The organism is Pseudomonas sp. NDM, assembly GCF_003105095.1.
In the GTDB taxonomy this organism is placed as follows: Bacteria; Pseudomonadota; Gammaproteobacteria; order Pseudomonadales; family Pseudomonadaceae; genus Aquipseudomonas; species Aquipseudomonas moraviensis_A.
The window spans coordinates 22,829-36,425 of the sequence record NZ_QETJ01000040.1; the positions used below are offsets into that span (position 1 = coordinate 22,829).

Genomic DNA, 13,597 nt, shown 5'->3' on the forward strand with positions numbered 1-13,597 from the left:
GCGTGCAAGAGTTAATCGAGTCGGTAGGACAACTTTCGGCTAAGCAAAGAAAGGCTCTGGCGGTTCTGCTCAAGCAGAAAGGCGTCAACCTCTTTGACATTGCCCCGGTTTTCAAGCGCACGGCTGAAGAGCCGTTGCTGCTGTCCTACGCTCAGCAGCGCCAGTGGTTCCTCTGGCAGTGGGCACCGCACAGCGCGGCCTACAACATTCCGACGGCCCTGCGCTTGCAGGGCCCGCTGGATGTGCCGGCACTGGAACGCAGCATCGCGGCGCTGATCGAACGCCACGAAACCTTGCGCACGGTATTCACTCAAGACAGTGCACAACCCTTGCAAGTGGTCCTGCCCGCAGGACCTTTTGCGTTGGAGATTCATCACCTGAGCGCTGATCTGGCGAACGACCCGGACAGCTCGATCCAGGCCTTCGTCCAGACCCAGAGCCAGAAGACTTTCGACCTGCAGCACGGCCCGTTGCTGCGTGCCGCGCTGCTCCAGGTCAGCCCCGCTGAGCATGTGCTGGTGCTGACCCTGCACCACATCGTTTCCGATGGCTGGTCGCTGCAAGTGATGATCGAGGAACTGGTGCAGCTCTACGCCGGTTTCAACCTCGGTCACGACGCCGGTTTGCCCGCGCTGCCGATCCAGTACGCCGATTACGCGTTGTGGCAGCGCCAGTGGATGGAAGCCGGGGAGCAGGAGCGCCAACTGGCCTACTGGCAGGAAAAGCTCGGCGGCGAACAGCCGGTGCTGGAGCTGCCGCTGGATCGCCCGCGCGCGGTCGAGCAGAGCTTCGCCGGCGCCAGCCATAACCTGATTCTTGACCCGGTGCTGAGCAATGCCCTCAAGGCCTTCGCCCGGCAGGAAAACGTCACGCTGTTCGTGTTGCTGCTGGCTTCGTTTCAGGCCTTGTTGCATCGCTACAGCGGGCAAAGCGATATCCGTGTCGGCGTGCCGGTGGCCAACCGTGGTCGGGTGGAAATCGAGCGCCTGATCGGCTTCTTCGTCAACACCCAGGTGCTAAAGGCGGATGTCGACGCAGAGCTGCCATTTGTCGAGCTGCTGCGTCAGGTCAAACAGACCGCGCAGGAGGCGCAGGCGCATCAGGACTTGCCCTTCGAGCAACTGGTCGAAGCGCTGGAGCCGGGCCGCAGCCTCAGTCACAGTCCGCTGTTCCAGGTCATGTTCAACCACCAGGCCGAGCGCCGTGCGAGCGTTGCGACGCGCCTGAACGGTCTGAACATCGCGCCGCTGGAATGGCAGAGCCAGACCGCGCAATTCGACCTGACCCTCAACACCACCGAACAGGCCCACGGCATCGAAGCGGTACTCAAGTACGCCACCGACCTGTTCGACGCGGCGACTATCGAGCGCCTTGCGCAACACTGGACTGCGCTGTTGCAGGCGATCGTCGCCGAGCCGACCCAGCGCATCGGCCAATTGCCGATACTCGACGCCGGCCAGCAGCAACAGCTATTGGCGCAATGGAATCCGCCGCGGGTCGAACAACCGCTGACCCAGTGCATCCAGCAAGCCATCGAAGCCCAGGCCGCGCGGCATGCCGACGCGGTGGCCGTGACCTTTGCCGGGCAATGCCTGACCTACGCTGAACTCAATCGCCGCGCCAACCAATGGGCGCATACGCTGATCGAGCGGGGTGTCGGCCCGGACGTGCGCGTCGGCGTTGCGGTCGAGCGTTCGCTGGACATGATCGTCGCCATTCTCGCGGTGCTGAAGGCCGGCGGTGCCTATGTGCCGCTGGACCCGAGCTACCCGGATGATCGCTTGAGTTACATGATCGACGACAGCGGCATTCAATTGCTGTTGACCCAGGGTCATTTGCTCGGGCAGTTGCCGATTCCGTCGGGGCTGGTCTGCCTCGATCTGGATCAGACGCCGGAACACAGCATTGAAAGCAACCCGCCATGCCTGATCACGCCGGACAATCTGGCCTACGTCATTTACACATCCGGATCCACCGGCAAACCCAAAGGCGCGTTGCTGCCGCACGGCAACGTCATGCGCCTGTTCAGCGCCACCGAGCAGTGGTTCGAATTCGGCCCGCAGGACAGCTGGACGCTGTTCCATTCCTACGCGTTCGACTTTTCGGTGTGGGAGATTTTCGGCGCGCTGTTGTACGGCGGCAAACTGGTGGTCGTGCCCCACGATGTCAGCCGTTCGCCGGAGGATTTCTACACGCTGCTCTGCGATGAAAATGTCACGGTGTTGAACCAGACACCGTCGGCATTCAAGCCGTTGATGCAGGTCGCCTGTGACTCTGCGCGCAGCAATGCCCTGCGTTACGTGGTGTTCGGTGGCGAGGCGCTGGAAGTGCAGAATCTGCGCCCGTGGTTCGAACGTTTTGGCGACCGCGCGCCGACGCTGATCAACATGTACGGCATCACCGAAACGACCGTGCACGTCACTTACCGGCCGTTGTCGCTGGCGGATCTGCACAGCAACCACAGCAGCCCGATTGGCGCGCCGATAGTCGACCTGTCGTGGTACTTGCTCGATGGCTCGCTCAACCTGGTGCCGCAAGGCTGCATCGGCGAGTTGTACATCGCCGGTGCCGGTCTGGCCCGTGGTTATCTGAATCAGTCCGGCATGAGCGCCACCCGCTTCGTGCCCGACCCGTTCAATCGCAAGGCAGGCGAGCGCCTGTACCGTACCGGCGACCTTGCACGGCTGCGCGGCGACGGGGTGATCGAGTACATCGGCCGTATCGACCACCAAGTGAAGATCCGTGGCTTCCGCATCGAACTGGGCGAAATCGAAGCGCAACTGCTCAAGCATCCGCAGGTGCGCGAAGCGGTGGTGCTGGCGGTGGACGGCCTCAGCGGCCAGCAACTGGCAACCTGGGTCGTGCCCGTCGAGGCAGTGAACGCGGACGAGCAGGGCGCCCTGCGCGATTCGATCAAGGCGCACCTGCGCGAAACCCTGCCGGATTACATGGTCCCGGTCAGTTGGGCGTTCCTTGAACTGCTGCCACTGACCGCCAACGGCAAACTCGATCGCAAGCAGCTGCCGCAGCCGGACGTCGCCCAGGTGCAGGAGGCGTACGCCGCACCGCGCAGTGAACTGGAACAGCGTCTGGCCGAGATCTGGCAAGACGTGCTCAAGGTCGAACGGGTAGGGCTGCACGACAACTTCTTCGAGCTGGGCGGTGATTCGATCATCTCGATTCAGGTAGTCAGTCGCGCGCGGCAGGCCGGCATTCGCTTCACGCCCAAGGACATTTTCCAGCACCAGACCGTGCAGCGTCTGGCCACCGTCGCGCAACAGAGCGACGCCGTGCAAACGGAGCAGGGCGAGGTGCTCGGCGACGCGCCGCTGACGCCGATCCAGCATTACTTCTTCCACAGCGCCATCCCGGCGCGCCATCACTGGAACCAGTCGATCCTGCTGACCCCGGCAAAAACCCTGCAAGCCGCTGCGCTGCAACAGGCCTTGGCACAAGTGCAAAAACAGCACGACGCCTTGCGTCTGCGTTATCGCCAAACCGAACAGGGCTGGCAGCAAAGCCATGGCGCGGCGGATCAGCCACACGACTTGTTGCGCAGCTTTACGCTGGACGACAGCGCGGCCTTGCCAGCGCTGTGCCTGGACCTGCAGCGCAGCCTCGACCTGCAAAACGGCCCGCTGATCCGCGCGGCGCTTGTCGACTTGCCGGACGCCAGTCAGCGTCTGCTGTTGGTCATCCATCACCTGGTGGTCGACGGCGTGTCGTGGCGAATCCTGCTGGAAGACCTGCAAAGCGCCTATCAGCAGATCAGCAGCGGACAGAACGTGCACCTGCCGGCGAAGACCAGCGCGTTCAAGGACTGGGGCTTGCGCCTGCAAGAGCATGCGCGCAGCGCGGCGCTGGACAGTGAACTGGTCTACTGGCGCGAGCAGTTGCGCGACGCGCCGCTCGGTTTGCCGTTGGACAATCCGCAGGGCCAGTTGAACAACCGCTTCGAGCGCAGCGTCGACACGCGGCTGGACGCCGAACGGACCCGCCAGTTGCTGCAACAGGCCCCGGCGGTCTACCGCACCCAGGTCAACGACCTGCTGCTGACCGCACTGGCGCGAGTGTTGTGTGAGTGGACCTCCAGCGACAGTGCGCTGGTGCAGCTCGAAGGACACGGCCGCGAAGACCTCTTCGATGACATCGACCTGAGCCGCACCGTGGGCTGGTTCACCAGCATGTTCCCGGTGCGCCTGACGCCAAACGCCAGTCTGCAAACCTCGATCAAAGGCATCAAGGAGCAACTGCGCGCGATCCCCAACAAGGGCATCGGCTTCGGCTTGCTGCGTTATCTCGGTACCGCCGAAGCACAAGCGGCGCTGCGTGAACTGGCGCAACCGCAGGTGACGTTCAACTACCTCGGCCAGTTCGATAACAACTTCGACGAAGACGCCTTGTGGCGGCCGGCCACCGAAGACAAGGGCGCCGGTCAGGACGCAAACGCGCCGATGGCCAATTGGCTGACCATCGATGGCCGGGTTTATCAGGGCCAGTTGAGCCTGACCTGGACCTACAGCAGCGATGTCTTCGAAGAGGCGACCATTACCGCTCTGGCCCGCGCTTACGAAGTGGCGCTGAGCGAGTTGATCGACCACTGTCTCAGCCACTCGGGCGGCCTCACGCCGTCCGACGTGCCGCTGGCCGGTTTGTCCCAGGCGCATCTGGACAGCCTGCCGATCGCCGCCCAGCGCATCGAGGACATCTATCCGCTGGCGCCGATGCAGCAGGGCATTCTGTTCCACAGCCTGTACGACGCGGACGCCAGCGCCTACGTCTATCAGATGCTGCTGGACATCGACGGCCTCGACGTCGCGCGGTTCCAGCAAGCCTGGCAGCGCGTGGTCGATCGCCATGAAGTGCTGCGCGCCGGTTTCATCTGGGGCCGCGATGGCCTCGATGCGCCGTTGCAGGTGATCCATCGCCAACTGACCCTGGAAATGCCGGAAATCGATGTGCGCGATGTCGCCGATCTGCCGGCGGTGCTTGAAGCACGGGCGCAGGCTGACCGTGAACGCGGCTTCGATCTGCAGAATCCACCGCTGTTGCGCCTGTGCCTGCTGCGCACTGCTGACGATCGCCATCGGCTGATTTTCACGTGCCACCACATCCTCATGGATGGCTGGAGCAACTCGCGGATGTTCGGCGAAGTGCTGCAGGATTACGCCGGCCAGCCTGTGCCGAGCGCGCAGGGCCGCTATCGGGACTTTCTGGTGTGGCTGCAGGGCCAGGACAAGGTGGCCGCGCAGGATTTCTGGCGCGGGCAACTGGCCGAACTCGACGAGCCGACCCGCCTGGCGTCGGCCTGCCACGGGCGCACCGTGCCAGGGCCGGGCAAGCAGATGCATCGTCTGCACTTCGACGAAGCATTCACCCAGCGTCTGAACAACTTCTCCCGCCAGCAACAGGTAACGCTCAACAGTCTGGTGCAGGCGGCATGGCTGCTGGTGTTGCAACGCTACACCGGTCAGGCCACCGTGGCGTTTGGCGCCACCGTGTCCGGGCGTCCGGTGGAGCTACCGGGCATCGAGGAACAACTGGGGCTGTTCATCAACACCTTGCCGGTGATCGCCAGCCCGCAGGCCACCCTCAGCGTGGGTGACTGGGTGCGCAGCGTGCAGGACAAGAACCTGTTGCTGCGCGACTACGAACAGACGCCGCTGCAGGACATTCAGCGTCTGGCCGCTTTGAGCGGCGAGGCGTTGTTCGACACCTTGCTGGTGTTCGAGAACTACCCGGTCTCCGAAGCGCTGGAGGCCAATCCGGGCGGGCTGCGTTTCTCCGGCCTGGAACATCGCGAGCAGACCAACTACGGTCTGACCCTGATCGCCGGCGCCAGCGAAGTGCTCAACCTCGATTTCAACTACCTCACCGAGCATTTTGCCGAACGCAGCGTGCTCGGTCTGGCCGGGCATTTGCGCGAAGTGCTCGAGCAATTTATCCAGGCCCCGCAGCGGGCACTCGGCGAGATCGGTCTGCTGCCGCTGGCCGAGCGTCAGACGCTGGCGCAGTGGAACGACAATCACGCGGCTTATCCGGCCGAGCGCCTGATCTCGCAGAGCTTTGAAGCGCGGGTGGCGGCACATCCGCAGGCACTGGCGTTGAGTCATGCCGGCGTGGCCTTGAGCTACGGCGAACTGAATCGGCGTGCAAACCAGTTGGCCCGACACTTGGTGACGCTCGGCGTGACGGCCGAGGTGCGCGTCGGCGTGGCACTGCCGCGTTCGGCGGAACTGGTGATCGCCCTGATGGCGGTGCTCAAGGCCGGTGGCACCTACGTGCCGCTGGACCCTGACTACCCGGCCGACCGCGTGGCCTACATGCTCGACGACAGCCAGGCGAAAGTCCTGCTGACCCAGCAAGCGTTGCTGGCGCAATTGCCGTCCACCGAAGCGCAGGTGGTGCTGGTCGAGGCCGGCGGCGAGGCGTTTGCCGCGCAGGCACCGGACAACCTGCCGGCGCGCGCTGACTCGGCCAATCTTGCCTATGTGATCTACACCTCCGGTTCCACCGGTAAACCGAAAGGCGTGGCCATCGCCCATCGCAACGTGCAGGCACTGATTCACTGGTCCGCCGAGGTCTACAGCGAAGACGACCTGCAAGGCGTGCTGGCCTCGACGTCAGTGTGCTTCGACCTGTCAGTGTGGGAGATTTTCGTCACCCTGGCACGTGGCGGATCCGTCGTCATGGCACGCAATGCCCTGGAGCTGCCGGACTTGCCCGAGCATGATCAGGTGCGCCTGATCAACACCGTGCCGTCGGCGATTGCCGCGCTGCAACGCATTGGCCAGATCCCGCCGGGCGTGCGCATCATCAATCTGGCGGGCGAGCCGCTGAAGCAGGCGCTGGTCGACACGCTGTACCGCGAGACCTCGGTCGCCCACGTCTACGATCTGTACGGGCCTTCCGAAGACACCACGTATTCGACCTGGACGCGCCGCGAACTCGGCGGTCAGGCCAACATCGGCCGGCCATTGCGCAACACCACTGCGTACCTGCTCGACGAGCAATTGCAGGCAGCCCCAATCGGCATCGCCGCTGAGCTGTATCTGGCCGGCGACGGCATCACCCGTGGCTATCTGTTGCGCCCGGGCCTGACCGCCGAGCGCTTCGTGCCCAATCCGTTGGCGAGCAACGGCGAGCGCATGTACCGCACTGGCGACCTGACGCGCTGGCTGGATGACGGCCGAATCGAATACGTCGGCCGCATCGACCATCAGGTCAAGGTGCGCGGCTTCCGTATCGAACTGGGGGAAATCGAAGCGCGTCTGCTGGCCCAGGCCAGCGTGCGCGAAGGCGTGGTGCTGGCGGTGGACGGCGTTGGCGGCCAGCAACTGGTGGCTTATGTGGTGCCGGCCGAAGCCGATCAAAGCCCCGCGCAACTGGACGCGCTGAGCGCCGAACTGCAAGCCGCGCTCAAGGCGCATCTGCCGGACTACATGGTGCCGGCGCAGTGGCTGTTCCTCGAGCAATTGCCGCTGACACCCAACGGCAAACTCGATCGCAAGGCCTTGCCGGCACCGGACGCCAGCCAGTCGCAACGCGATTACGTGGCACCGTGGACGCCGCTGGAGCAGCAACTGACTGAGGTCTGGCAGGACATTCTGAAGATCGAGCGGGTCGGCGTGACCGACAATTTCTTCGCCCTTGGCGGTGATTCGATCATCTCGATTCAACTGGTCAGCCGCGCGCGGCAGCAGGGCATTTGCTTCACGCCCAAAGACCTGTTCCAGCAGCAGACGGTGCAGAAACTGGCCGCGGTGGTTTCGCTTGAAGACGCGCAATCTGCCAGCGCTGCCGATTACCCGTTGGCGCAGCTGGATCAAGCGCAGCTCGATGCCTTGCCGGTGCCGGCGGAGCTGATCGAAGACGTCTACCCGCTGTCGCCGATGCAGGAAGGCATGCTGTTCCATACGCTGTCGGATAACGGCAGCAGCCTTTACGTGCAACAGGTCAGCCTGCCGATCAAGGGTCTCGACGTGGAGCGTTTCCGCCGGGCCTGGGAATTCGTCATCGTCCGGCAGGCGATCCTGCGCACCAGTTTCCATTGGCAGGACGGGCTGGCCAAGCCGTTGCAGGTCGTGCATCGCCATGCGCCGCTGCAGATGCAGGTGCTCGATTGGCGTGGGCAGGACTGCAGCGAGGCGGCGATTGCCGATTTCGCCAGCGCCGACCGCGCATTGGGTTTTGATTTGTCCGAAGCGCGTTTGCAGCGCGTGACCTTGCTGCATCTGGGCGACGAGCAGTACCAGATGATCTGGACCAGCCACCATATTCTGATGGACGGCTGGAGCAGTTCGCGGCTGTTCGGCGAGGTCTTGCAGTATTACTCCACGGGCCAGGTGACTGGCGAAAATGGCCGCTATCGCGACTTCATTGCCTGGTTGCAGGCACAGGATCAGGACGCCCAGGAGCTGTTCTGGAAAGCACGTCTGGCGGTGGTCAACGAACCGACCGCGCTGAGTCAGGCGATGCACCCGCGCCACAGCGCCGACGTTACCGGCCACGATGCGCTCTATTCGAATTGGGACAAGGCGCAAACCGCGCGTCTGCTGGAGTTCTGCCGTGATCTGCGCATCACCCCCAACACGCTGATCCAGGGTGCGTGGCTGCTGCTGTTGCAGCGCTACACCGGCCAGCAAACGGTGACCTTCGGTGCCACCGTGTCGGGGCGTCCGGAAAGTCTGCCGAATGTCGGCAACATGCTCGGCCTGTTCATCAACACCTTGCCGATCATTCAGACCCCACAGGCCGATCAGCGTCTGGCCGACTGGCTCGGCGAAGTGCAGGCCTACAACCTCGACATTCGCGACTACTCCCAGGCACCGCTGGCCGATGTGCAGCGCTGGTCGAACCTCGGGGGGCAGGCGCTGTTCGACAGCATTGTCGTGTTCGAGAACTTCCCGATCGACGAGCGCTTGCAGGAAGAAACCGACACCGAGCTGACCTTCGGCAAATCCATCGGCCATGGCGTGACCAACGTGCCGATGGACCTTGCGGTGATGCTCGGCGACGAGTTGTCGATCGAATACCTGTACCTGCGCAGCCACTTCAGCGCCGAGGCGGTGCAAGGCATTCGCCTGACCCTGGAAAACACCCTCGCGGCGATGATGGCCGCGCCGTATGAGCGATTGGGTAATCTGCAGCGTCTGTCCGCCGAACAATGGCACGCGGCGCAGGCCTGGAGTGCCGAGCCTTCTCACCGCCACGCGCCGCAGTTGCTGCCGGAGCTGATCAGTCGTCATGCGCAACAGCAACCTGACGCGATCGCCGTGCAATGCGCCGGCGAAAGCCTGAGCTACGCCGAACTCGAGCGTCAGGCCAACCGACTGGCGCAGTGCCTGATCGCCCACGGTGCCGGGCCTGAAGTGGTGATCGGCGTGGCGTTGCCGCGTTCGCTGGAAATGCTGGTGAGCTTCCTTGCCGTGCTCAAGAGCGGCGCCGCGTACGTGCCGCTGGATATCGATTATCCGCCAGAGCGCCTGGCCTACATGATCGAAGATTCGCGCATGGCTTTGCTGCTGACGCAAACCAGCCTGCGCGCGACGATGCCGACGCCGCAGGGCGTGCTGCGTCTGGAAATCGATCAGCTCGATCGCAGCCTCTACAGCGACGCTGCTGCGGTTTGCGATGTTCATGAGCAGAGCCTGGCCTATCTGGTCTACACCTCCGGTTCCACTGGGCGCCCGAAAGGCGTGGCCGTCACACAAGGCCCGCTGAGCATGCACTGCCAGGCTATCGCCGAGTTGTACGAAATGGACGCCAGCAGTTGCGAGCTGCACTTCATGTCGTTCGCTTTCGACGGCGCCCATGAACGCTGGCTGAGTACCTTGTACAGCGGCGGTCGTCTGGTGATCCGCGACGGTTGCCTGTGGACCCCGGAGCAGACCTATCAGGCCCTGCACGATTACGGCGTGACCATCGCCTGCTTCCCGCCGGCCTACCTCAAACAACTGGCCGAGTACGCGGCAGCCAGCGGCATCGCGCCGCCAGCGGTACGCATCTACTGCTTCGGTGGCGATGCGGTGCCAGAGCAGACCTTCGAACAGGTCAAAGCCGCTTTGCGTCCGCAGTACTTCACCAACGGCTACGGCCCGACCGAAACCGTGGTCACGCCGATGCTCTGGAAAGTCGCCATCAGCCAGCATTGCGAAGCGGCGTACGCGCCGATCGGTCGCGCCGTCGGTGCGCGTTCGCTGTACGTGCTCGACGACGATCTGAATCCGCTGCCGCCAGGTTTTGCCGGTGAGTTGTACATCGGCGGTTACGGTATTGCTCGCGGTTATTACGGGCGCCCCGATCTGAGCGCCGAGCGCTTCGTGCCCAACCCGTTTGCCCCGGGCGAACGCCTGTACCGCAGCGGCGATCTGGTGCGCCGTCGCCCGGACGGTGTGGTCGATTACGTCGGGCGCATCGACCATCAGGTCAAGGTGCGCGGCTTCCGTATCGAGCTGGGCGAAGTCGAGGCCAGCCTGCGTCAATTACCAACGGTCAGTGATGCTTTGGTCATCGCTCGGGACAATGCGTCCGGCAAGCAACTGATCGGTTACGTGGTCACCGCCAGCGGTGAAGACCTCGGCGATGAACTCAAGGCCGGGCTGCGCGCCTCGCTGCCGGAATACATGGTGCCGGCGCAGATCGTCTGCCTCAGCGCATTCCCGGTCACGCCCAACGGTAAGCTCGATCGCAAGGCGCTGCCTGAACCGCAATTCAAAAGCGACGAATACCTTGCCCCGCGCACTGAGCAGGAAAGCCTGCTGGCGCAAATCTGGGCGCAGGTGCTGCAGGTCGAGCAGGTCGGTATCAGCGACAACTTCTTTGAACTGGGCGGCGACTCGATCCTCAGCCTGCAAGTGATCTCGCGGGTGAGAAACCATCCGACCCTGCAGATGGAGCTGAAGCTGCGCGATCTGATGCGCTATCAGACCATCGCCGGCATCGTCGAGCAGCAAGTGGCGAAGGAGGGCGTTGGGCAAGCGCTGCCGGACCTGACCCAGGTGGCCGTAGAAGGCGCGTTCAATCTCCTGCCGATCCAGGAATGGTTCTTCGCCGAAGGCATGGCCGAGGCGCATCATTACAACCAGTCGTTGCTGCTCAGCGCACGTCAGCCACTGGATCTCGATGCCCTGGAACAGGCACTGGGCTTGATCGAACAACATCACGATTCGCTGCGTTTGCGCTTTTCCAAGGACGGCGGGCGCTGGTTGCAGCGCTACAGCACCAGCGCATCCGACGAGGCCGTGCTGTGGCGCCGTGAAGCGCAGAACAGCGACGATGTCGAAGCCCTGGCCAACCTTGCGCAGCGCAGCCTCAAACTCGATGACGGACCGGTCTGGCGAGTCATGCATGTGGCCTTGCCGGACGGTCAGGCGCGGTTGCTGGTGGTGATTCATCACCTGGTGGTCGACACCGTGTCGTGGCGGATTCTGCTCGACGATCTGAAAGTCGCTTATGAGGCTTGCGTGCAGGGGCTGCCAGCGCAGTTGCCGATTCGCACCAGCAGTTATCGTTCGTTCGCCGAAGCGTTGCAGGCGCAGGCGCCGGTGATTGCCGAGCAGGAATTGAGCTATTGGCTGGAGCAACTGGATCAGCCCGGCGTTGATCTGCCGTGCGACAACCCGCGCGGCAAGAACCTCGTGCGGCAACAGGCGCAGGCGCGGCTCAAGCTGTCCCGCGAGCACACCGAACAACTGCTCAAACAGGCCCCGGCGGTGTACGGCACGCAGATCAACGACCTGCTGCTGTCAGCGCTCAGCCGCGCCCTGTGCCGCTGGAGCCAGCAACCGTCGGCGCTGATTCTGCTTGAAGGGCACGGTCGCGAAGACCTCTTCGAATCGATCGACCTGAGCCGCAGCCTCGGCTGGTTCACCAGCATGTTCCCGGTGCGTTTGCGCCCGGACAGTGACGACATCGGCCGGTCGATCATCGATGTGCAGGCGCAACTGGCAGGTGTACCGCAGAAGGGCATCGGCTACGGCGTGCTGCGTCATCTGGCCGGCCCGGACATCTGCGCGCAACTCGCCGGTTTGCCGCAAGCGCGGGTGACGTTCAACTACCTCGGGCAGTTCGACCAGAGCTTCGATGAACAGGCGTTGCTGGTGCCGGCACTGGAAGAAACCGGGGACAACTACAGCCTCAAGGCGAACCTGGGCAACTGGCTGGAAATCGTCGGCCAGGTCTATGACGGGCAACTGGCCTTGCGCTGCATCTACAGCAACCAGCGTTACCGCGCCGGCACCATGGATGCGCTGATGAGCGATTACCAGCGTGAGCTTGAAGCGTTGATCGAGCACTGCATGGCACGGGCGGGTTGATCGCTCTTTTTGTGCGGGCGCTGCCGAGGCGCGCCCGGTTTTTTTGCGGATAAAGGATCTTATCGATGTCGTTGCACCCTGATCTGGAAGCGTTTCTCGACTTGGCTCAAGACAGCCAGGACGCCGGCCTGCCGGCCATGCACCAACTGACCCCGAGCGAGGCCCGCGGCACATTCGAACAGACCACCGCGCAGTTGCGCTGGCCGGCGCCCCAAGACCTTGAAGTCACCGAGATTACAACACTGACCCGGGACGGCGCGGCACTGGCCTTGCGTTTGTATCGGCCCAACGGTGTTACTTCACCGCTGCCGGTGCTGGTGTATTTCCACGGTGGCGGGTTTGTGGTCGGCAGTCTGGATTCCCACGAGGGTGTCTGCCGTGAGTTTTGCCAGCGCACGCCGTGTGCGGTGCTCTCGGTCGGTTATCGGCTGGCACCGGAGCATCGCTTTCCGACGGCGCTGGAGGATGGCGAGGACGCGTTGGCGTGGCTGGCCGAACAGGCTGTGAGCCTGGGCCTGGATTGTTCGCGGGTAGCCTTTGGCGGTGATAGCGCGGGCGCCACGCTGGCGACGGTGCTGGCGATTCAGGCGGTGCGGCAGCCGCACACGGTGGCCATCGCACCCAAGGCGCAGTTGTTGTGTTATCCGGTGACCGACGCTTCGCGAGTGCATGATTCGCGGCTGTTGTTTGGCGAGGGGTATTTGCTGGAGAACGACACGCTGGACTGGTTTTATCAGCACTACGCGCGTGGGCCGGAGGATTATCTGGATTGGCGTTTTTCGCCGTTGCTGGCGGAGGATTTGCGTGGGGTGGCGCCGGCCATTGTGGTATTGGCCGGGTTTGATCCGTTGCTGGATGAGGGGCAGGCTTATGTTGATAAGCTGCGTGGGCAGGGGGTTGAGGTCGAGGTCGAGGTTTGTGGTGGGTTGACTCATGATTTGTTGCGGTTGGGGTCGGTGGTGCCTGGGGTTTTGGAGGTTTATGCGCGGGTTGGTGGGGCGCTTGCGCGGGTTCTGGTTTAGTGTGCATATCCGTTGCTGCGGGGGTTGCTGATTACGGTTCCGCCCTTACGGCGGGTCACTTTTTCCAAACGCCGAAAAAGTAACCAAAAAGGCTTGCTCCTGCGTTCGGCCCTCGCAGGCTCGGGTCCCTTCGCTGCGGGATCGATCCGGGCGCAGCGGCTCCGGTTTGCTTCGCTGCACCTACACTCGCTGTGTACGACTGCGTCGTACGGTCGCTGCGCTCCCACGCCCGGATCAATCCCTCCGCTCAGCCTTCCG

Annotated in this window: 2 protein-coding genes; both read left to right on the forward strand. The window is 63.5% G+C overall.

Features of this window, described 5'->3' with window-relative positions; genetic code table 11:
- Positions 1-2 precede the first annotated feature (2 nt).
- A complete protein-coding gene (locus DCO47_RS11370; protein ID WP_116658122.1) occupies positions 3-12,317 on the forward strand; it encodes a non-ribosomal peptide synthase/polyketide synthase in 12,315 nt (4,104 codons plus the stop codon).
- Positions 12,318-12,382: 65 nt separating this feature from the next.
- Entirely contained in the window at positions 12,383-13,339 is a 957-nt protein-coding gene (locus DCO47_RS11375) for an alpha/beta hydrolase (protein ID WP_116658123.1), read from the forward strand.
- Positions 13,340-13,597: the final 258 nt, after the last annotated feature.

What these genes read in the sequence shown, in the direction of transcription:
- DCO47_RS11375 (WP_116658123.1), top strand. Translation starts at nt 12,383, where the DNA reads ATGTCGTTGCACCCTGATCTGGAAGCGTTTCTCGACTTGGCTCAAGAC.